Annotated in this window: 17 protein-coding genes and 1 pseudogene; all 18 read right to left on the reverse strand. The window is 71.7% G+C overall.

Annotation, left to right across the window (positions count from 1 at the left end):
- Positions 1 to 140 precede the first annotated feature (140 nt).
- On the reverse strand, positions 141 to 1,286 hold the full coding sequence (locus tag EDJALFJO_RS14320; RefSeq protein WP_088286339.1) for a substrate-binding domain-containing protein: 1,146 nt from the start codon (positions 1,284 to 1,286) through the stop codon (positions 141 to 143).
- A gap of 217 nt (positions 1,287 to 1,503) precedes the next feature.
- Entirely contained in the window at positions 1,504 to 2,496 is a 993-nt protein-coding gene (locus EDJALFJO_RS14325; protein WP_198950294.1) for a polyprenyl synthetase family protein, read from the reverse strand.
- A gap of 117 nt (positions 2,497 to 2,613) precedes the next feature.
- Positions 2,614 to 4,251, reverse strand: coding sequence for an NADH-quinone oxidoreductase subunit NuoN (nuoN, locus tag EDJALFJO_RS14330; protein WP_369812533.1), 1,638 nt, complete (start codon positions 4,249 to 4,251; stop codon positions 2,614 to 2,616).
- 5 nt (positions 4,252 to 4,256) lie between these two features.
- Positions 4,257 to 5,786 carry an NADH-quinone oxidoreductase subunit M gene (locus EDJALFJO_RS14335; protein ID WP_088286343.1) on the reverse strand — a complete coding sequence of 510 codons (1,530 nt, stop codon included), beginning with the start codon at positions 5,784 to 5,786 and terminating at the stop codon, positions 4,257 to 4,259.
- A 14-nt stretch (positions 5,787 to 5,800) separates the two neighbouring features.
- Entirely contained in the window at positions 5,801 to 7,750 is a 1,950-nt protein-coding gene (nuoL, locus tag EDJALFJO_RS14340; protein WP_369812534.1) for an NADH-quinone oxidoreductase subunit L, read from the reverse strand.
- 20 nt (positions 7,751 to 7,770) lie between these two features.
- Positions 7,771 to 8,070, reverse strand: a complete 300-nt coding sequence (gene nuoK / locus EDJALFJO_RS14345; RefSeq protein ID WP_088286347.1) for an NADH-quinone oxidoreductase subunit NuoK — start codon at positions 8,068 to 8,070, stop codon at positions 7,771 to 7,773.
- Positions 8,067 to 8,894: an NADH-quinone oxidoreductase subunit J gene (locus EDJALFJO_RS14350; protein WP_369812535.1), complete on the reverse strand. Its 828-nt coding sequence runs from the start codon at positions 8,892 to 8,894 to the stop codon at positions 8,067 to 8,069. The genes nuoK and EDJALFJO_RS14350 overlap by 4 nt, the downstream gene beginning before the upstream one ends.
- Positions 8,895 to 8,929: 35 nt before the next feature.
- Positions 8,930 to 9,573, reverse strand: a pseudogene (nuoI, locus tag EDJALFJO_RS14355) (NADH-quinone oxidoreductase subunit NuoI).
- Positions 9,574 to 9,593: 20 nt separating this feature from the next.
- Positions 9,594 to 11,066: an NADH-quinone oxidoreductase subunit NuoH gene (nuoH, locus tag EDJALFJO_RS14360; RefSeq protein WP_088286351.1), complete on the reverse strand. Its 1,473-nt coding sequence runs from the start codon at positions 11,064 to 11,066 to the stop codon at positions 9,594 to 9,596.
- The gene (locus EDJALFJO_RS14365) at positions 11,063 to 13,591 is read right to left on the reverse strand and encodes an NADH-quinone oxidoreductase subunit G (RefSeq protein ID WP_088286353.1); all 2,529 of its coding nucleotides are present in this window, start codon (positions 13,589 to 13,591) and stop codon (positions 11,063 to 11,065) included. Before EDJALFJO_RS14365 ends, nuoH begins: the two co-directional genes overlap by 4 nt.
- 58 nt (positions 13,592 to 13,649) lie before the next feature.
- Complete coding sequence (nuoF, locus tag EDJALFJO_RS14370; RefSeq protein WP_088286355.1) at positions 13,650 to 14,954, reverse strand: NADH-quinone oxidoreductase subunit NuoF; 1,305 nt, start codon at positions 14,952 to 14,954, stop codon at positions 13,650 to 13,652.
- 3 nt (positions 14,955 to 14,957) lie between these two features.
- The gene (gene nuoE, locus EDJALFJO_RS14375) at positions 14,958 to 15,653 is read right to left on the reverse strand and encodes an NADH-quinone oxidoreductase subunit NuoE (protein ID WP_088286357.1); all 696 of its coding nucleotides are present in this window, start codon (positions 15,651 to 15,653) and stop codon (positions 14,958 to 14,960) included.
- Positions 15,653 to 17,011, reverse strand: a complete 1,359-nt coding sequence (locus EDJALFJO_RS14380; protein WP_088286359.1) for an NADH-quinone oxidoreductase subunit D — start codon at positions 17,009 to 17,011, stop codon at positions 15,653 to 15,655. Before EDJALFJO_RS14380 ends, nuoE begins: the two co-directional genes overlap by 1 nt.
- On the reverse strand, positions 17,011 to 17,730 hold the full coding sequence (locus EDJALFJO_RS14385; protein WP_088286361.1) for an NADH-quinone oxidoreductase subunit C: 720 nt from the start codon (positions 17,728 to 17,730) through the stop codon (positions 17,011 to 17,013). Before EDJALFJO_RS14385 ends, EDJALFJO_RS14380 begins: the two co-directional genes overlap by 1 nt.
- The gene (locus EDJALFJO_RS14390) at positions 17,727 to 18,281 is read right to left on the reverse strand and encodes an NADH-quinone oxidoreductase subunit B family protein (RefSeq protein WP_088286363.1); all 555 of its coding nucleotides are present in this window, start codon (positions 18,279 to 18,281) and stop codon (positions 17,727 to 17,729) included. The genes EDJALFJO_RS14385 and EDJALFJO_RS14390 overlap by 4 nt, the downstream gene beginning before the upstream one ends.
- Positions 18,282 to 18,388: 107 nt before the next feature.
- Positions 18,389 to 18,748 carry an NADH-quinone oxidoreductase subunit A gene (locus EDJALFJO_RS14395; protein ID WP_088286365.1) on the reverse strand — a complete coding sequence of 120 codons (360 nt, stop codon included), beginning with the start codon at positions 18,746 to 18,748 and terminating at the stop codon, positions 18,389 to 18,391.
- A 138-nt stretch (positions 18,749 to 18,886) separates the two neighbouring features.
- Positions 18,887 to 20,209, reverse strand: coding sequence for a geranylgeranyl reductase family protein (locus EDJALFJO_RS14400; RefSeq protein ID WP_088286367.1), 1,323 nt, complete (start codon positions 20,207 to 20,209; stop codon positions 18,887 to 18,889).
- A gap of 192 nt (positions 20,210 to 20,401) precedes the next feature.
- Positions 20,402 to 21,094 (reverse strand): demethylmenaquinone methyltransferase, encoded by a 693-nt coding sequence (locus tag EDJALFJO_RS14405; RefSeq protein WP_088286369.1) that lies wholly within the window; start codon positions 21,092 to 21,094, stop codon positions 20,402 to 20,404.
- Between the last annotated feature and the right edge of the window lie 56 nt (positions 21,095 to 21,150).

Below are 21,150 nucleotides of genomic sequence, written 5' to 3' on the forward strand. Positions count from 1 at the left end.
CGCGACGCACTGCGCTCGGTGAGGTAGGTCACAACCTAGGACAGCGGAGGGGGCAGCCACCAGGGGTGGTGGCTGCCCCCTCCAAGGAACTGTCGTTCACCTGTTGTGAGTCACGATTCGTGGCTCACGGACGGGCAGGATCAGCCCCAGGCGTTGTCGAGGCCGTACTGCGGGTCCTTGCTGTCGACGCCGGCCATGGGCGTGGTGGCGATCAGCGTGACGCCCGTGTCGAAGAAGTCGAGACCCGGGGTGACCTCGGGCTTCTTGTTGTTCTTCACGATGTCGACGATCGCCTGGACGCCGAGCTCGGCCATCTTCAGCGGGTACTGCTGGGAGGTCGCGTCGATGACGCCACCCTTGACGTCCTCGACACCGGACTTGCCGCCGTCGACGGAGACGAGGATGTAGTCCGCGGGCTTCTTGCCCTTGGCGCTCATCGCCGCGTCCGCACCGGCCGCGGTGGGCTCGTTGATCGTGTAGACGACGTTGATGTCGGGGTTCTTGGCGAGAAGGTTCTCCATGCCCTTCTGGCCGCCCTCCTCGTTCGCACCCGTGGCCTCGTTGCCGACGATGACGTAGTCGCCGCCCTTGCCACCGGTGTACTTGCCGGTCTTCGGCTCGTCACCGTTCTTCTTGCCGTCGCCGACCGGGATCCCCATGCCCTCGAGGAAGCCCTGGTCCCGGTTGTAGTCGACCGAGACGACCTTGTCGTCGAAGATGTCGAGGAGCGCGATGACGGCCTTCTTGCCGTCGAGCGCGGCCGCCGCGTACTGGCCGATGAGCTGGCCCGCCTTGCGGTTGTCGGTCGCGAACGTGATGTCGACCGTGTCGGCCGGGTCCGGCGGGGTGTCGAGCGCGATGACGAACAGACCCGCGGCGCGGGCCTTCTCGATCGCGTCGTTCACGCCCGTGGACATCGGCGTGATGAGGATGCCCTTCTGCTTGGTCGAGATCGCGTTCTCGATCGCGTCGATCTGACCCTGGTCGTCACCCTCGGCCTTGCCGGACGCGATGGTGATGTCCACGCCCTGCTTCTCGCCGGCCGCCTTCGCGCCGGCCTGCATGGCGACGAAGAACGGGTTGGTGGAGTCCTTGGTGATCAGCGAGACGGCGATCTTGTCGGCGGCCGGGGCGGCACTGCTGCTCCCGCCGGCCGTCGCCGAGGCGTCCCCGCCGGCCGAGCTGCTGCCGCCGCAGGCGGCGAGCACGAACGAGGCGGTGACCGCCACACCGAGGAGCGTCGCCGACCGGCGGCCGACACCCCTCGTGCTGTTCCAGCGAGCCATGTAGCACGCTCCTTCGCGTCTGTCGGGCGGTCCAACCGCCCTGACATCGTTGTCGGAGCATGTCTAGCCACCGCAGCCGTAGCGCGTCAAGGAGTTGACGGGCAGGACCTCTGTCTGTGATGACAACGTTATTTTCCTGTGCTGCGTCCGTGAGGCGCCGACGCCGCGCGACATCACGTCACGCAGCGCGTCGGGACGCCTGCGAACGGGTGAGGCGTCAGGCCGTCCGGGCGACGACGGCCGCGGCGAAGGCCCGCAGGGCGGACGTCGCGGACCCCTCCGGCAGCGGGGCCAGGGCGTCGACGGCCTCCTGCGCCCAGCGGGCCGCCTCCGAGCGCGCCTGGCCGGTCGCGGGGTGGTCGCGCAGCAGCGCCACGGTCTCGGCGAGCTCCGCGTCACCCGACAGGTCGCCGTCGAGCAGCTCCACGAGCCGCAGCGACGCGGTGTCCGCGTGCTCGGCCGCGTGCCGGCGCACGAGGAGCGTCGGCAGCGTCGGGACGCCCTCGCGCAGGTCGGTGCCGGGCGTCTTGCCGCTCGTCGCGCCGTCGCTCATGAGGTCGATGACGTCGTCGGCGAGCTGGAAGGCGACCCCGACCCGCTCCCCGTAGGCGACGAGCACGTCGAGGACGTCCGGGCCGCACCCGGCGAACATCGCCCCGAACCGGGCGGAGGTCGCGATGAGCGAGCCGGTCTTGTCGGCGAGCACCTGGATGTAGTGCTCGACGGGGTCCTCGCCGTCGCGCGGCCCGATCGTCTCGTGGAGCTGGCCGAGGCACAGCCGCTCGAAGGTCTCCGCCTGGATCCGGACCGCCTCCGGGCCGAGCCCGGCGACGATCGTCGAGGCCCGGGCGAAGAGCAGGTCACCGGTGAGGATCGCGACCGTGTTGCCCCACACCTCGTGGGCCGCGGGCGCCCCGCGGCGCAGCGGCGCGGAGTCCATGACGTCGTCGTGGTAGAGCGTCGCGAGGTGGGTCAGCTCGACGACCGTGGCGGCCTGGAGGATCTCGCGCCGGTCCGGGTCGCCGAGGTGGGCGGCGAGCAGGGCGAGCATCGGCCGGACCCGTTTGCCGCCTGCCGACACGAGGTGCCGGGACGCGTCGTCCGCGAGCGGGTCGGTCTGGCGCACCGCCGCCCGCAGCGTCGCCTCCACCTCGGCCAGCCCAGCGCGCAGCCGGGCGTCGAGGTGCTCGTCGACGAGGCTGAGGTCCAGGGCGGCCGTCGCCGGGGTGACGGACGCCCCGACGAGGGCGGGCTGCTGGTCGTTCACGGCCTGGACCACGGCGCGGCTCGATCAGGTCGACGGTGGAGGTTCACGCGGACGAGCGTCTCACGGCAGGAACGCCGAGGCGCCCTGGGTCAGGTCGAGGACGACGGTCGGGAAGACGCCCAGGAGCAGCGTCGCGAACGCCGCGACGCTCACCGCGACGACGACCGGCACGCCCGGGGTGGCGACGACGGTCGTCGGCCCCGACGGCTCGCTGAAGTACATGAGGACGACGACCCGCAGGTAGAAGAACGCCGCCACGGCGCTCGCCAGGACACCGACGAGCGCGAGCACCCAGCCGCCGCCCGCGACCGCCGCCGAGAAGACGGCGTACTTGCCGATGAAGCCGCTCGTGAGCGGGATCCCGGCGAAGGCGAGCAGGAAGAGCGTGAAGAGGCCCGCGAGGAGCGGGGACCGCCGGCCGAGCCCCGCCCACTGGGACAGGTGCGTCGCCTCGCCGCCGACCGCGTCGCCGTCACCGGCGTCGCGCACGAGGGTGACGAGCGCGAACGCGCCGACCGTCGAGAACCCGTACGCGAGCAGGTAGAACAGCACGCTCGAGACGCCGGACCGGGAGTAGGCGAGGATGCCCGTGAGGATGAACCCGGCGTGCGCGATCGAGGAGTAGGCGAGCATCCGCTTGACGTCCGTCTGGACGATCGCGATGACGGCGCCCACGACCATGGTGAGGATCGCGACGCCCCACAGGGCCGGCGTCCAGTCCCAGCGCGCGCCCGGGAGCGCCACGTAGGAGACCCGCAGCAGCGCGCCGAACGCGGCGATCTTGGTGCACGCGGCCATGAAGCCGGTGACCGGCGTCGGGGCGCCCTGGTAGACGTCCGGCGTCCAGATGTGGAAGGGGGCCGCGCCGACCTTGAAGAGCAGGCCGACCGCGAGCAGCGCGATACCGAGCAGCAGCAACGGGTCCTTGCCGACCGGGCCGCTGTCGCCGCTGATCGCCTGCGCGATGTCGAACAGCCGCACCGAACCGGCGAAGCCGTAGAGCAGCGCGGTGCCGTAGAGGAAGAAGGCCGAGGAGAACGCCCCGAGGAGGAAGTACTTGAGGCTGGCCTCCTGCGAGAGCAGGCGGCGGCGCCGGGCCAGGCCGCACATGAGGTACAGCGGCAGCGAGAAGACCTCGAGCGCGATGAACATCGTCAGCAGGTCGTTGGCCGCCGGGAAGAGCATCATGCCGCCGACGCTGAACATGAGCAGCGGGAAGACCTCGGACTGCACGAGGCCGGCCCTGCGCGCCAGGCTCTCGGCCGGCGAGCCGGGGACGGCGGAGGCCTGCGGCGTGAACGGGCCCCCGGACTCGACGGTGCGCTCGGCCATCGTGAGGACGGACAGCAGGGACAGCACGAGGATCGAGCCCTGGAGGAAGAGCGCCGGCTTGTCGACGACGACCGCGCCGACGATGCCGCCGATCGCCGCGCCCGCCGAGCCCGCGGTCTGCAGGACGCGGCCGTCGACCGCGACCGCGCCGACGAGGGCGGCACCGGCGACGAGGCCGAGCACCGCGACGCCGACCTGGATCCGGAAGCGGGACTCCCGCGGGACGAAGGCCTCGACCATGACGCCGACGATCGCCGCCGCGAAGACGACGAGCAGCGGCGAGACGGCGAAGTAGTCCACCTTCGGCGCCGGGATGGTCCCGGCCGCCGTGAGGACGTCGGCCAGGCTCGGCGCTGCGGACACCAGCGGGGTCACGGGGTCGTCCCTTCAGCCGCGGGCGTGATGCCGGCGACGGTCGGTTCCGGGTCGGTCACGCCGACCTGCTGCATCGTGCGCTCGACGGCCGGGTTGAGGACGTCGAGGACGGGCTTGGGGAAGAAGCCGAGGGCGATGATGACCGCGATCAGCGGGGCGACGACGAACGCCTCGCGGGCGTCGAGGTCGCGCCAGCCGGCGGCGTAGTCGCGCTTCGGGCCGGTGAACATCCGCTGGTACGTGAGGAGGATGTACAGGGCCGCGAGGATGATCCCGACCGTCGCGACGATCGCGGCCGCCGGGTACCGGGTGAACGTGCCGACGAGCACGAGGAACTCGCTGACGAAGCTCGAAAGCCCCGGCAGCGCCAGGCTCGACATACCGGCCACGAGGAAGACCCCGGCGAGCAGCGGCGTGCTGCGCTGCAGGCCGCCGTAGTCCTCGATCCGCGCCGAGCCGCGGCGCGCGATGAGCATCCCCGCGACGAGGAACAGGGCGGCGGTCGAGAAGCCGTGGTTGACCATGTAGAGCGCCGACCCGGACTGCCCGTAGGAGGTCATCGCGAAGACGCCGAGCACGATGAAGCCGAAGTGCGAGATCGACGTGTAGGCGATGAGCCGCTTGAGGTCGCTCTGGCCGATCGCGAGCAGCGCGCCGTAGATCACCGACACGACCGCGAGGACGATGACGACGGGGACCGCCCACTTGCTCGCCTCGGGGAACAGCGGCAGGCACAGCGTGAGCATCCCGAAGGTGCCGACCTTGTCGAGGACGCCGACGAGCAGGACGGCGACGCCCGCGGGCGCCTCCGCCGCGGCGTCCGGCAGCCAGGTGTGCACCGGCCACATCGGCGCCTTGATCGCGAAGGCGAGGAAGAACCCGAGGAAGATGAGCCGCTCGGTCGCGGTGCCGGAGAAGTCGAGGCCCGTGAGCTTGTCCGTGAGGAAGCCGTCGGGGCCGCCGGGGCCCTGGACGTACAGCGCGATGACGGCGACGAGCATGACGAGGCCGCCGAAGAGGCTGTACAGGAAGAACTTCACCGCGGCGTAGCGCCGGTTCGGGCCGCCGAAGAACCCGATGAGGAAGTACACCGGGACGAGCATCGCCTCGAAGAAGACGTAGAAGAGGAACACGTCGCGGGCCGCGAAGACGCCGATCATGAACGTCTCGAGGACGAGCATGAGGGCGAAGAACGTCTTCGACTGCTCGGGGTCCAGCTCGTTCCAGCCGGCGAGCACGCAGACCGGGACGAGGACGGCGGACAGCGCCACCATCGTCAGGGCGATCCCGTCGACACCGAGCGCGTAGCTCACGCCGAGGTCGGGGATCCAGCGGTAGGTCTCGGCGAACTGGTACTCGCCCGCCGTCCCGACGTCGAACTGCAGCGCCATCGCGAGGGTGAGGACGAGCGCCACGACGGACGCCGCGAGCGCGACGACCCGCGCCTTCGCGGCGGGCGTGAACGGCAGCCACACGGCGAGGGCGCCGACGAGCGGCACCGCGCCGATGAGGGTCAGCCAGGGCATCGTGACTCCTGCTCTCAGACTCGGACGGCGAGGATGCCGAGGGCGACGACGAGGACGCCGGCCAGCATGGACGTGGCGTAGGACCGGACGAACCCGGTCTGCCAGCGGCGCAGCCGCCCGGCGATCCCGCCGATGCCGGCGGCGACGCCGCGGACCACCCCGTCGACCCCGCGGTTGTCCACGAAGACGAGGCTGCGGGTGAGGTACTGGCCGGGGCGCATGAGGAGCGCCTCGTTGACGTCGTCCTGGTAGAGGTCGCGACGGGCGGCCCGGGTGAGCAGGGAGCCGCGCGGGGCCTCCTGCGGGACCGTGGCCGCGGCGCTGCCGTACCGGGACCAGGCGAAGAACGCGCCGCCGAGGACCAGCGCGACGGTGATCGCCATGAGGAGGTACTTCGGGATGACCGGCTCGCCCTCGACGCCGCCGCCGGTGACCGGCTCGAGCCAGTGCTCGAAGCGGCTGCCGGACCACAGCAGGAAGCCGAGCGCCGCCGACCCGACGGAGAGCACGATCATCGGGACGGTCATGAGCGCCGGGCTCTCGTGCGGGTGCGCCTCCTCGGGCCAGCGCTTGCGACCGCGGAACGTCATGAAGAACAGGCGCGACATGTAGAACGCGGTGACGGCGGCGCCGAGCATCGCGGTGAGCCCGAAGACCCACGGCCGCCAGCCCTCGCCGGTCGCGAACGCCGTCTCGATGATGCCGTCCTTGCTCCAGAACCCGGAGAACGGCGGGATGCCGAGGATCGCGAGCCAGCCGAGGCCGAACGTCGCGTACGTCGTCACCATCGCCGTCGACAGGCCGCCGAAGCGGCGCATGTCGACCGAGTCGTTCATGCCGTGCATGACGGACCCGGCGCCGAGGAACATCCCGGCCTTGAAGAAGCCGTGGGTGAGCAGGTGGAAGATCGCGAAGTAGTAGCCGATCGGGCCCAGGCCCGCGGCGAGCATCATGTAGCCGATCTGGCTCATCGTCGAGGCGGCCAGCGCCTTCTTGATGTCGTCCTTCGCGCAGCCGACGACGGCCCCGAAGACCAGCGTGACCGCACCGACGATGACGACGACGAGCTGCGCGGTGGGCGCACCTTCGAAGATCGGGCCGGAGCGGACGACGAGGTAGACGCCGGCGGTGACCATCGTCGCGGCGTGGATGAGCGCCGAGACCGGCGTCGGGCCGGCCATCGCGTCGCCGAGCCAGGACTGCAGCGGGAACTGCGCCGACTTGCCGCAGGCGCCGAGCAGGAGCATGAGCCCGATCGCGGTGAGCAGCCCCTCGGACGCCTTGTCCGCGTTCGGCAGGACGTCGGCGAAGGACACCGTGCCGAAGCCGGCGAACATGAGCATGATCGCGATCGAGAGGCCGAGGTCGCCGACCCGGTTCGCGATGAACGCCTTCTTCGACGCCGCGGCGTAGGCCGGGTTGTGGTTCCAGAAGCCGATGAGCAGGTACGAGGCCAGACCCACGCCCTCCCAGCCGACGTACAGCAGGAGGTAGTTGTCGGCGAGCACGAGCAGGAGCATCGACGCGACGAACAGGTTGAGGTAGGCGAAGAACCGGCGGCGGTCCGGGTCGTGCTCCATGTACGCCACGGAGTAGACGAGGATCAGCGACCCGACGAACGTCACGAGCAGGACGAACGCGACCGACAGCGGGTCCAGCTGCAGCCCGGCGGCGACGTTGAAGCCGGTCGTCTTGTCACCGGCCGGCACCCAGTCGAACAGGTGCAGGTTGCGCACCCGCTGCTCGGCGTCCAGGCCGCGCAGGTCGAGGAAGAGCAGCGCGCCCCAGACGAAGGAGGCCCAGGACAGCGCGACGGCGAGCCAGTGGCCCCACGCGTTCGTGCGGCGGCCGCCGAGCAGCAGGACGGCCGCGCCGAGCAGGGGCAGCCCGACGAGCAGCCACGCGCCGGTCTGAAGGGTGCCCGACGCGGCCTCGGCCGTCGCCCGGGTGCCTTCGGCGATCAGGGGTGTCACCGGTTCGCCTCTCAGTACTTCAGCAGGTTCGCGTCGTCGACCGAGGCCGACCGACGGGTCCGGAAGATCGTCATGATGATGGCCAGCCCGACGACGACCTCGGCGGCGGCCACGAGCATGACGAACAGCGCGATGACCTGGCCGTCGATGTTCCCCGCCATCCGGGCGAAGGTCACGAAGGCGAGGTTCGACGCGTTGAGCATGAGCTCGACGCCCATGAACACGATGATCGCGTTGCGCCGCACGAGGACGGTCGTGCCGCCGATCGCGAACAGCACCGCCGACAGGTACAGCCAGGACACGAGGTTCACTTCCGCGCTCCCTCGTTCGGGCCCAGGACCGAGGTGCCGTCGTCCGCGACGTCGGCCTCGTGGGTGAGCGGGTTCTCGAGCTCGTCGCGCACGGCGTTGATCTCGTCGACGTGGTGCTGGGTGCTGAGCATCTGGCCGCGGGTCGCGAGCACCCGGGAGACCGACAGCTCGGACGGCGTGCCGTCCGGCAGGAGCGCCGGGGTGTCGACCGCGTTGTGCCGGGCGAAGACGCCGGGGGCGGGCAGCGGGGCCTTGACGGCACCCTCGCGGATCCGCTTCTCGGACAGCTCGCGCTGGGTCGGCCGCGGCACGAGGCGCTCGCGGTGGGCGAGCATCATCGCGCCGACCGCGGCGGTGATGAGCAGCGCGCCGGTGACCTCGAAGGCCCAGACGTACTGGCCGAAGATCTTGCCCGCGATCGAGGTGATGTTGCCCGGGTTCGCGTTGACCTCGGTGAGGCCGACCGAGCGGGCGAAGGTCACCTGGCGCAGGGCCGAGACGAGCAGCACGGCTGCACCGATGCCGAGCACCGTCGCCGCGGCGCGCTGGCCCTTGATCGTCTCGACGAGCGAGTCCGAGGAGTCGATCCCGACGAGCATGAGGACGAAGAGGAAGAGCATCATGACGGCGCCGGTGTAGACGAAGATCTGCACGCTGCCGAGGAACGGGGCCTGCTGGGCGAAGTAGACGATGCCCAGGCCGATCATCACCAGCGCCATGCACAGCGCCGCGTGGACCGCCTTCTTCGCGAAGACCAGGCCGAGCGCACCGAGCACCATGACCGGGGCGAGCACCCAGAACAGGACGGTCTCGCCACCACCCATGTCCCCGGCGGCCCCGACGAGGGCCATCGACTGCGTCACAGGTGCACCTCTGCCTCTGTCTCGTCCGTGCCGGAGCTGCGCGCGTCGACCCAGGCCTGCTGCTCGGGGACCGCCTCGGTCACCGAGCCACGGTAGTAGTCCTTGTCCGTGGTGCCGGGCACCATCGGGTGCGGCGCGGCGACCATGCCGGGCAGCATCGGCCCGAGCAGGTCCTGCTTCTCGAAGATGAGCCCGGCCCGGCTGGGGCCGGCGAGCTCGTACTCGTTCGTCATCGTCAGCGCCCGGGTCGGGCAGGCCTCGATGCACAGGCCGCAGAAGATGCAGCGCAGGTAGTTGATCTGGTAGACGCGGCCGTACCGCTCACCGGGCGAGAACCGCTCGTCCTCGGTGTTGTCCGCGCCCTCGACGTAGATGGCGTCCGCCGGGCAGGCCCACGCGCACAGCTCGCAGCCGATGCACTTCTCGAGCCCGTCGGGGTGCCGGTTGAGCTGGTGCCGCCCGTGGTACCGGGGCTGGGTCGGCACCTTCTCCTCGGGGTACTCCTCGGTGACGACCGGCTTGAACATCTCCATGAAGGTGACGCCGAAGCCCGCGACCTTGTCGCGCAGCCGGGGCGACGGCTCCGGCTGCTGCCAGCCGTCGGGCGCGGCGGTGCGGCGCTCGACCGCACCCCCGTCACCGCTCGTCGCTACCTCGCGGTCAGCCACCGCGCACCTCCCCGGACGCCGAGCCGTCGGCGTCGTCGCTCGTCGTGTCGTCGTCGAGGTCCGCCTCGTCGAGGTCGTCCACGTCGTCGGAACCGGCCTCCTGCGCCCAGGACGCCTCGCCCACGGCGGCACCCGCCCCGACCCCGGCCGCGACCGGCACCCGGCCGTTCGTGCGGATGAGCCGCTGGCCCGGCATCGGCGGCACCGGGAAGCCGCCCGCGAACGGGTCGAGCTCCTCGGGCACCTCGCGGGCCGGTCCGTCGTCCGGCTCCTTGAAGAACCCGAACACCCAGAACAGGACGAGCACCGCGACGAGGATCACGGCCGCACCGACCATCCGGGTGCGGAAGGTGGCCTCCGCCGAGTTCACCAGGCCGCGCAGGATCGAGGCCACGAGGACCCAGACGAGCGCGAACGGGATGAGGCGCTTCCAGCCGAAGGACATGAACTGGTCGTACCGCAGCCGCGGCAACGTGCCGCGCAGCCAGATGAAGACGAAGAGGAACGACCAGAGCTTGAGGGTGAACCAGAGCATCGGCCACCAGCCGGTGTTGAGGCTCTCGAAGGGCCCCGGGGCGCGCCAGCCGCCGAGGAAGCACGTCGTCGCGATCGCCGAGACGGTGACCATGTTGACGTACTCGGCGAGGAAGAAGAGCGCGAACTTCAGCGAGGAGTACTCGGTGTGGAAGCCGCCGACGAGCTCGCCCTCGGCCTCGGGGAGGTCGAACGGCGCGCGGTTGGTCTCGCCGACCATCGAGATGCAGTAGATCGCGAAGGCCGGGAAGATCTGGATCGCGTACCAGGACGGCATCGGGACGTCCATGCCGAACAGTGGCACGGTGCTGCCGGACGCCTGCGCCTCGACGATCGCCGAGGTCGACATCGTGCCCGCGTAGAGGAAGACGCTGATGAGCGCCAGGCCCATCGCGATCTCGTAGCTGATGACCTGCGCCGTGGAGCGCAGCCCGCCGAGCAGCGGGTACGTCGAGCCGGACGACCAGCCCGCGAGCACCAGCCCGTAGACGCCGACCGCGGCGACCGCGAGCACGTAGAGCACCGCGACCGGCAGGTCGGTGAGCTGAAGCGGCGTGCGGACGTCGGTGAAGGGGATCTTCGCCTCGGGCCCGAACGGCACGACGGCGAAGGCGATGAAGGCGGTCGTCGCGCTGATGAGCGGCGCGAGCACGAACACGACCTTGTCGGCCGCCTTCGGCGTGATGTCCTCCTTGAGCGCGAGCTTCACGCCGTCCGCGAGGGACTGCAGGAGGCCGAACGGGCCGAGCCGGTTCGGGCCGGGCCGGGACTGCATCCGGCCGACGACGCGCCGCTCGGCCCAGATCATGATGAGCGTCGTCAGCACGAGGTAGACGAAGATGAACAGCGCCTTGCCGAGGACGATCCAGCCGTTGTCGTTGCTGAAGTCGGCCTTCGGTGCCTCGGCGACGAGCCCTGCGAGGGCGCTCATGCGTCCGCTCCTGTCCGGGAGAGGGTGACGACCCCGCCGGCGTCCGCCCCGAGGGTGGCGCGGACCGCGCTGCCGGGTGAGTTGGCGGGGAGCCAGACGACACGGTCGGGCATCGGCGTGACGACGGCGGGCAGCGTGACCGCGCCCCGCCGGGTGGCGACGGTGACCGGCTCGCCGTCGGCGACACCGGCCTCCGCGGCCGTGGCCGCCGAGAGCCGGGCGACCGCCCGGTGCGCGGTGCCGGCGAGGTAGGGCTCGCCGTCCTGGAGCCGGCCCTTGTCGAGCAGGAGGTGCCACGTCGCGAGGACGGCCTCCCCCGCGCCCGGCTGCGGCGGCTCGGCGGCGGAGACCGACGGCGCGTCGGCCCGCTCGCCCTCCCAGGCGTCGAGCTCGGCGATCTCGCCGCGGACCCGGTCGGCGGTCCGCAGGCCGAGGACGACGTCCATCGCGTCGGCGAGCGCGTCGAGCACCCGGAAGTCGCTCATCGCGTTCGAGTCGAGGGCGGCGCCGAACTGCCGCCAGCGGCCCTCCCAGTCGACGAAGGTGCCGGCCTTCTCCTGGACCGGGGCGACCGGCAGGACGACGTCCGCGTGCTCGGTGACCGCGCTCGCGCGCAGCTCCAGGCTCACGACGAACGGCGTGACGCGCAGCGCCTCGGCGGCGAGCGCCGGGTCCGGCAGGTCCGCCGGGTCGACACCGCCCACGACGAGCGCGCCGAGGTCGCCGGCGGCGGCCGCGGCGAGGATGCCCGCGGTGTCCCGGCCCGGACGGACCGGCAGGCCCTGGACGTCCCAGGCCGCCGCGACGTCGATCCGGGCACCGGCCTCGGTGACCGGCCGGCCGCCGGGCAGCAGGTTCGGCAGCGCGCCCGCCTCGACGGCGCCGCGCTCACCGGCCCGGCGCGGGACCCAGGCGAGCCGGGCCCCGGTCGCCGTGGCGAGCCGGACGGCGGCGCTCAGGGCACCGGGGACGCCGGCGAGCCGCTCGCCGACGAGGATGACGGCACCCGGGGTGCGCAGGCCCTCGGCGGCCGCGGCCACCTCGGGGGCCCCGGTCGCGACCGCGTCGAGGACCTCGGCCTCGGTGCTCGGCGCGGCCGGCAGCAGGGCGGCGCCCAGCTTGGCCAGGCCGCGGCTGCGCCAGGGGGCGACCGCGTGGACGACCTGGCCCTTCGCGACGGCCTTGCGCAGACGCAGGAAGACGATCGGCGACTCCTCCTCGGGCTCGAGCCCGACGAGGAGCACCTGCGGCGCGGCCTGCAGGTCGGCATAGGTGACACCGAGGCCGGCGCCCGCGACGGCGTGCGCGAGGAACGCCGCCTCCTCGGCCGAGTGCGGCCGGGCCCGGAAGTCGACGTCGTTCGTGCCGAGCGCGACGCGGGCGAACTTGGCGTACCCGTAGGCGTCCTCGACCGTGACGCGGCCGCCGGTGAGGACGGCCGCCCCGGAGCCGGCCTTCGCGGCCGCGAGGCCCTTGGCCGCGACGTCGAGCGCCTCGGGCCAGGACGCCGTCCGCAGCTCGCCGGTGTCCTCGTCCCGCACGAGCGGGGTGGTGATCCGGTCGGCGGCATCCGCGTACTGGAAGGCCCAGCGGCCCTTGTCGCAGTTCCACTCCTCGTTGACCGCCGGGTCGTCGTCGGCGAGCCGGCGCAGCACCGAGCCGCGCCGGTGGTCGACGCGGATCGCGCAGCCGCTCGCGCAGTGCTCGCAGACGCCGGGCGTCGACACGAGGTCGAACGGGCGGCTGCGGAAGCGGTACGCCGCGCCGGTCAGGGCGCCGACCGGGCAGATCTGCACGGTGTTGCCGGAGAAGTAGCTCGCGAACGGCTGGCCCGACTCGTCGAGCATCGCGTCGCCCTGGGTCGGCACCTCGGAGTGGAAGCCGAGGACCGTCGGGGAGAACGTGCCGATCTGCTGCTTCGCACCGCGCATCTGCAGGTCGATGAACGGGTCGCCGGCGATCTCCTTGGAGAACCGCGTGCAGCGCTGGCAGAGCACGCAGCGCTCGCGGTCGAGGAGGACCTGGGTCGAGATCCGGATCGGCTTGGGGAAGGTGCGCTTGGTCTCGGTGAAGCGCGTGCTCGCCTGCCCGTTCGCCATCGCCTGGTTCTGCAGGGGGCACTCGCCGCCCTTGTCGCAGACCGGGCAGTCGAGCGGGTGGTTGATGAGCAGCAGCTCCATGACGCCGCGCTGCGCCTTCTCGGCGACCGGACTGGTCTGCTGCGTGCGCACGACCATGCCGGGGCTGACCTCGAGCGTGCAGGAGGCCTGCGGCTTGGGCATCGGCCGCAGCGACCCGTCGGGGCCGGGGGTCGCCACCTCGACGAGGCACTGCCGGCAGGCGCCGGCGGGGGCGAGGAGCGGGTGGTCGCAGAACCGCGGGATCGCGATCCCGATCTCCTCCGCGGCCCGGATGACGAGCGAGCCCTTGGGCACGCTCACCTCGACGTCGTCGATGGTGACGGTGACGAGGTCCGGCGCGGGCGGGGTCGGGGACCCGGACGGCGGGTTGGCCGTGACGGTCATCAGGCTGGTGCTCCTTCGTCGTGCAGGACGGGCGCCAGGGCCGGACTCGGGGCACGCATCAGACAGCAGCCCCTTCGAAGAGCGTCGAGCGCACCGGGTCGAACGGGCAGCCGCCGTTCGTCAGGTGCGCGACGTACTCGTCCCGGAAGTACTTGATGGACGACGTGATCGGGCTCGTCGCGCCGTCCCCGAGGGCGCAGAACGAGCGGCCGAGGATGTTGTCGCAGATGTCGAGCAGCTTGTCGAGGTCGGCCTCGCTGCCGTTGCCCTCCTCGAGGCGCTTGAGCACCTGGACGAGCCAGTACGTGCCCTCGCGGCAGGGGGTGCACTTGCCGCAGGACTCGTGCTTGTAGAACTCGGTCCACCGCAGGACGGCGCGCACGACGCACGTCGTCTCGTCGAAGATCTGCAGCGCCCGGGTGCCGAGCATCGAGCCCGCCGCCCCGACCGACTCGAAGTCGAGCGGGGTGTCCAGGTGCTCCGTGGTGAACAGCGGGGTCGACGAGCCGCCCGGCGTCCAGAACTTCAGCTCGTGCCCGCCGCGGACGCCGCCGGCCATGTCGAGCAGCTCGCGCAGCGTGATGCCGAGCGGGGCCTCGTACTGGCCGGGGCGGGTCACGTGGCCCGAGAGCGAGAAGAACCCGTAGCCGGTCGAGCGCTCGGTGCCCATGCCCTTGAACCAGTCGGCGCCGTTGCTGACGATCGACGGAACGCTCGCGATGGACTCGACGTTGTTCACGACAGTGGGTCGCGCGTAGAGGCCCGCGACCGCCGGGAAGGGAGGCTTGAGCCGGGGCTGGCCGCGCCGGCCCTCGAGGGAGTCCAGCAGCGCCGTCTCCTCGCCGCAGATGTACGCGCCCGCGCCGGCGTGCACGACGATGTCGAGGTCGTAGCCGGTGCCGAGGATGTTGTCGCCGAGGTAGCCCTTGGCGCGCGCCTCCTCGACCGCCGCGAGCAGGCGGCGGTAGACGTGCACGACCTCGCCGCGCACGTAGATGAACGCCTTGTGGCAGCCGATGGCGTAGCTGGTGATGATGACGCCCTCGATGAGGAACTGCGGCGTCGCCATCATGAGCGGGACGTCCTTGCAGGTGCCCGGCTCGGACTCGTCGGCGTTGACGACGAGGTAGCGGGGGCCGCCGTCCGGCTTCGGCAGGAAGCTCCACTTGAGCCCCGTCGGGAAGCCGGCGCCGCCGCGGCCGCGCAGGCCGGAGTCCTTGACGAGCGTCACGAGGTCGGCCGGGTCCATGGCGAGCGCCTTGCGCAGCGCGGCGTAGCCGCCGTTGCGCTCGTACGTCTCGAGCGTCCAGGACTTGCGGTCGTCCCAGAACGCGGAGAGCACCGGGGTGAGCGTGGTGGCCATGCGTCAGCCCTCCTTGCCGTCGGACGACGGGGTCGTGCCGGAGCCGGCGGCCGGCGCCGTCCAGCCCTTCTGACGGGCCAGCGCGGTGCCCCGGGCGCTCGCGGTGCCCGCCCCGACGCCCTCGTCGGCGCGGCCGTCGTCGAACCCCGCGAGGACCCGCGAGACCTCCTTGAAGGAGCAGACCTTCGACGCGCCCCGGGTCGGGGCGACGGCCTCGCCGCTGCGGAGCCGGTCGACGACCTCGCGGGCGGTGCCCGGCGTCTGGTTGTCGAAGAACTCCCAGTTGACCATCATCACGGGCGCGTAGTCGCACGCCGCGTTGCACTCGACCTTCTCGAGGGTGATCGCGCCGTCGGCCGTCGTCTCGTCGTGGCCGATGCCGAGGTGCTCCTCGAGGGCGGTGAAGATCTCGTCGCCGCCCATGATCGCGCACAGCGTGTTCGTGCAGACCCCGACCGTGTACGTGCCGTTGGGGTGCCGCTTGTACTGCGTGTAGAACGTCGCGACCGCGGCGACCTCGGCGGTCGTGAGGTCGAGCATCTGCGCGCAGAACGCGATGCCGTCGGGGCTGACGTAGCCCTCCTCGCTCTGCACGAGGTGGAGCATCGGCAGCAGCGCCGAGCGCGGCACCGGGTAGCGGGCGATGATCGCCTGCGCGTCCGCGACGAGCCGCTCGCGGGCCTGGTCGGTGATGGGCATCAGCGGTCAACGCCTCCCATGACGGGGTCGAGCGAGGCGACGGCGACGATGACGTCGGCGATCTGACTGCCTTCGCACATGGCCGCCACGGCCTGGAGGTTGACGAAGGACGGGTCCCGGAAGTGGGCCCGGTACGGCCGGGTGCCACCGTCGGAGACCAGGTGGACGGCGAGCTCGCCGCGCGGCGACTCGACGGCCTGGTAGACCTGCCCGACGGGGACCCGGAAGCCCTCGGTGACGAGCTTGAAGTGGTGGATGAGCGCCTCCATCGAGGTGCCCATGATCTCCCGGATGTGGTCGAGGCTGTTGCCCATCCCGTCGCTGCCGATGGCGAGCTGCGCGGGCCAGGCGATCTTCTTGTCGCCGACCATGACCGGGCCCGGGGTCTGCTCGAGGCGGGTCAGGCACTGCTCGACGATCCGCAGCGACTGCTTCATCTCCTCGAAGCGGATCCGCAGCCGGCCGTAGGCGTCCGAGCTGTCCCACGTGACGACGTCGAAGTCGTACGTCTCGTAGCCGCAGTACGGCTCGAGGCGGCGCAGGTCGTGCGGCAGGCCCGTGGACCGCAGCACCGGGCCGGTGACGCCCAGGGCCATGCAGCCGGCGAGGTCGAGGTAGCCGACGTCGACGAGGCGGCCCTTGACGAGCGGGTTCTCGTTGCTCAGCTTCTCGAGGTCGCTGATGTCGGCACGGATGTCCGGCAGCGAGCCGCGGATCAGGTCGATCGCCGTCTTGGGCAGGTCCTGCGCGAGACCGCCCGGGCGGATGAACGCGTGGTTCATCCGCAGGCCCGTGACGTGCTCGAAGATCTTCAGGATGCGCTCACGCAGCCGGAAGCCGGCGGTCATGACCGTGAGCGCGCCGATCTCCATGCCGCCCGTGGCGATGGCCACGTCGTGCGAGGAGATCCGGTTGAGCTCCATGAGCAGGACCCGGACGATGCTGGCCCGCTCGGGCACCTCGTCGGTGATGCCGAGGAGCTTCTCGACGGCGAGGCAGTAGGCCGCCTCCTGGTACAGCGGCGTCAGGTAGTCCATCCGCGTGCAGAAGGTGACGCCCTGGGTCCAGGTGCGGAACTCCATGTTCTTCTCGATGCCGGTGTGCAGGTAGCCGATGCCGCAGCGGGCCTCGGTCACCGTCTCGCCGTCCAGCTCGAGGATGAGCCGGAGCACGCCGTGCGTCGACGGGTGCTGCGGCCCCATGTTGACGACGATGCGCTCCTCGCCGAGGCTCGCGGCCTCCTCGGCGATGTCGGTCCAGTCGCCGCCGGCCGCGGTGAAGACCTTGCCCTCGGCGGGCTCGCTCTCCGTCGCGCCGTACGCGTCGTCCACGGTGTCGTCGATCGTCCGGTCAGTCATCAGCTGTACGACCTCCGGGTGTCGGGCGGCGCGATGGTCGCGCCCTTGTACTCGACCGGGATGCCGCCGAGCGGGTAGTCCTTGCGCTGCGGGTGGCCGGGCCAGTCGTCCGGCATCTCGATGCGCGTGAGGGCGGGGTGCCCGTCGAACTGGATGCCGAAGAAGTCCCACGTCTCGCGCTCGTGCCAGTCGGCCGTCGGGTAGACCTCGACGATCGACGGGATGTGCGGGTCGGCGTCCGGGCAGGTCACCTCGAGCCGCAGCCGGCGGTTGTTCGTGATCGAGAGCAGGTGGTAGACGGCGTGCAGCTCCCGCCCGGACTCCTGCGGGTAGTGCACGCCACTCACCCCGGACAGCAGCTCGAAGCGCAGGTCCGGCTCGTCGCGCAGGGCGCGGACGACCTCGAGCAGCCGCTCGCGGTGCACGTGCAGCGTCATCTCGTCGCGGTCCACGACGACCGACCCGACCGCGTCGCCGAGCTCCGTGCCGTCGGCCGCGAGCGCCGCCTCGAGCGCGTCGGCGACGGCGTCGAAGGAGCCGCCGAACGGGCGGACGGACGGCGGGGGCAGGGCGACCGTGCGGACCAGACCGCCGTACCCGGAGGTGTCACCGGCGTCGTGCGCACCGAACATGCCCTGCCGGTGTGCGACGACCTCGGCCTGGGGTGCCGTCGTCGCGAGTGCCGCGTCGTCCGGTCCCGACTCGTCGTTCGTGGTCAACGAAGGAGCCCCTTCATCTCGGACGTCGGCGTGGCGTTCAGCGCGGCCGCCTCGGCCGCCTGGGCCGCCTTGACCCGGTTCACCCCGAGCGGTGCCGACTCGATCTCCTTGTGGAGCGTGAGGATCGCGTTGATGAGCATCTCCGGCCGCGGCGGGCAGCCGGGCAGGTAGATGTCCACCGGGACGATGTGGTCGACGCCCTGGACGATCGCGTAGTTGTTGAACATGCCGCCGGAGGACGCGCACACCCCCATGGCGAGCACCCACTTCGGCTCGACCATCTGGTCGTAGATCTGCCGCACGACGGGAGCCATCTTCTGGCTCACCCGGCCGGCGACGATCATGAGGTCGGCCTGGCGCGGCGAGGCCCGGAAGACCTCCATGCCGAAGCGCGCGAGGTCGTACTTGGGGCCGCCGGTCGTCATCATCTCGATGGCGCAGCAGGCAAGACCGAAGCTGGCCGGCCAGAGCGAACCGCGGCGGAAGTACCCCGCGATCGTCTCCACCGAGGTCAGCAGGAAGCCGCTCGGCAGCTTCTCCTCGATACCCATGACTACCTCTCAGCGTTCGGTCGCGGCGCCGCCGCGGGCGGACCGGCCGCCGAGTGCTGCAGCGACCGGGACGGGTGGACGCGTCATCTGATGCTCGCCGGCCTGCTTCAGTCCCACTCGAGCCCGCCGCGCCGCCACACGTAGGCGTAGGCGACGAAGACGGTGCCGATGAACAGGACCATCTCGATGAGCGCGAACGTCCCGAGCGCGTCGAACGCGACGGCGTACGGGATGAGGAACACGCTCTCGATGTCGAAGACGATGAAGAGCATCGCCACGAGGTAGTACTTGACCGGGAAGCGCCCGCCGCCGGCCGCGTGCGGCGTCGGCTCGATGCCGCACTCGTACGCGTCGAGCTTGGCGCGGTTGTAGCGCTTCGGACCGGACAGTGCCCCTGCGACCACGGAGAACACGGCGAAGCCCGCCGCGATCGCCGCCAGCGCGAGGATCGGCACGTAGGGGTTCACGACGTCACCCTTTCAGCTGCCACGTTCTGCGTGCGGGATCGGCCACGGCGACCGCCCCGAGCGCAGGTCGCGCCCATCCTAGGGGGCCACGTGCGGTGGTCTTGACACGGCTCGCCTGTGGTGCTTGGACAGCTCACCTCAGGCCGCCGGGGCGATCTTCGTCAGGCCGTTGATGATCCGGTCGAGGGCGTCGCCGCCCCGCGGCTCGGTGAGGTTCGCGAGCATCTTCAGCGTGAACTTCATGAGCGTCGGGCGGGGCAGCCCGTAGCGGGTGGCCAGCTTCATGACCTCGGGGTGTCCGATGAGCTTCACGAACACCCGGCCGAGCGTGTAGTACCCGCCGAGGGCGTCCTTCATGGCCGTCGGGTAGGCCTGGAGGGCCTTCTCGCGGGCCGCGTCGTCCGGGCGCGCGAGCGCCTGCGTGACGACGTCCGCGGCGATCCGCCCGGACTCCATCGCGTACGCGATGCCCTCGCCGTTGAACGGGTTGACCATGCCGCCGGCGTCGCCGACGAGGAGCATGCCGCGGGTGTAGTGCGGCGTCCGGTTGAAGCCCATCGGGAGCGCCGCGCCGCGGATCGGCTGCGTCATGTTCTCGTCGGTGTAGCCCCACTCCGGCGGCATCGTCGCGACCCAGCGCTTGAGCAGGTCCTTGTAGTCGACGTTGCCGAAGGCGCCCGAGGAGTTGAGGATGCCCAGGCCCACGTTGCTCGTGCCGTCGCCGACCCCGAAGACCCACCCGTACCCGGGCAGCAGGTTCGAGCGGTTCGGCTCGCCGTCCCACAGCTCGAGCCACGACTCGAGCCAGTCGTCGTCGTGGCGGGGGCTCGTGAAGTAGGTGCGGACGGCGACGCCGAGCGGCCGGTCGTCGCGCTTGGCGATGCCGAGCGACAGCGCGAGGCGCGCGCTCACGCCGTCCGCCGCGACGACGAGCGGCGCGCGGTAGGTGACCTCGTCGCCGACCCGGCGGCCCTGGTCGTCGACCGGGCGGGCGGTGACGCCGACGACCCGGCCGGAGCGCTCGTCGAGCACGGGGCCGGTGACGTTCGTGCGCTCGAGGATCTTCGCGCCGCTCGCGGTCGCGTGCCGGGCGAGCGTCTCGTCGAAGTCGAGGCGCGGGCGGACGAGCCCGTAGTCGGGGAACGACGACAGCTCCGGCCAGGGCAGCTGCAGCCGCATCCCGCCGCCGATGATCCGCAGGCCGTGGTTGCGGATCCAGCCGTCCTCGGGCCGGGTCGGGATGCCCAGGGCGACGAGCTCCTTGACCGCCCGCGGGGTGAGGCCGTCGCCGCACACCTTCTCGCGGGGGAAGGCCGTCTTCTCCAGGACGAGGACCTCGTGCCCGGCCCGGGCCAGGTAGGCCGCGACGGTCGAGCCGGCGGGGCCGGCGCCGACGACGATGACGTCGGCGTCCTGCCCGGCGCCCGCCCGGTCCGCGGGGGTGGGGCTGCTCGCGCTCACGTTGGTGCCTCGCTGCGTCTCGGTGGCGTCTCGTGGCCAGGTGGACTGGGAGTGCTGCCGCGCGCCGCATTGTGCGCTTGTGAAGTTCTTCACGAACTCCACGGCGAGTGTACGGCGGCCCGGGAACGCACCGCGCGCCGGAGCGGCGGACCCGCCGGGAGCGGGGCGGTCACCGGGCCGGACGCGGGCCGGTCAGGGGCGGGTGGCGCGGTGCAGCGCGACGATCCCGCCGGACAGGTTGCGGTACGTGACCTGCTCCCAGCCGGCGTCCTTGATCCGGACGCCGAGCGCCTGCTGGTCGGGCCAGGCGCGGATCGACTCGGCGAGGTAACGGTAGGACTCCGGGTTCGAGGAGACGACCCGGGACATCGCCGGGAGCGCCTTCATGAGGTACTCGGTGTAGACCGTCCGGAACGGCTTCCAGACCGGCTGGGAGAACTCGCAGACGACGATCCGGCCGCCGTGCCGGGTGACCCGGCGCATCTCGCGCAGGGCCGCGTCGGTGTCGACGACGTTGCGCAGCCCGAAGCTGATGGTCACCGCGTCGAACGCGGCGCCCGCGAACGGCAGGCGGGTGGCGTCGCCGGCGACGAACGGCAGCTCCGGACGGCGCCGCTTGCCGACCCGGAGCATCCCCTGCGAGAAGTCGCACGGGGTGACGAGCACCCCCGCCTCGTGGAAGGGCAGGGAGGACGTCCCGGTGCCGGCAGCGAGGTCGAGCAGCCGCTCCCCCGGGCGCATGTCGAGGGCGGCGACGACGGCCCGGCGCCACCGGCGGTCCTGCCCGAGGGACAGGACGTCGTTCGTGCGGTCGTAGCGCTCGGCGGTGTCGTCGAACATGGCCGCGACCTCGTGCGGCTGCTTCTCCAGGCTGGCGCGGGGCATGGTCGAATCGTCGCAGGCCGGGGCCGGGTGCGTCAGCCCGGGTCGGGCGGGCGGGT

It is taken from the genome of Kineosporia sp. A_224, assembly GCF_002198655.1.
In the GTDB taxonomy this organism is placed as follows: domain Bacteria; phylum Actinomycetota; class Actinomycetes; order Actinomycetales; family Kineosporiaceae; genus R-H-3.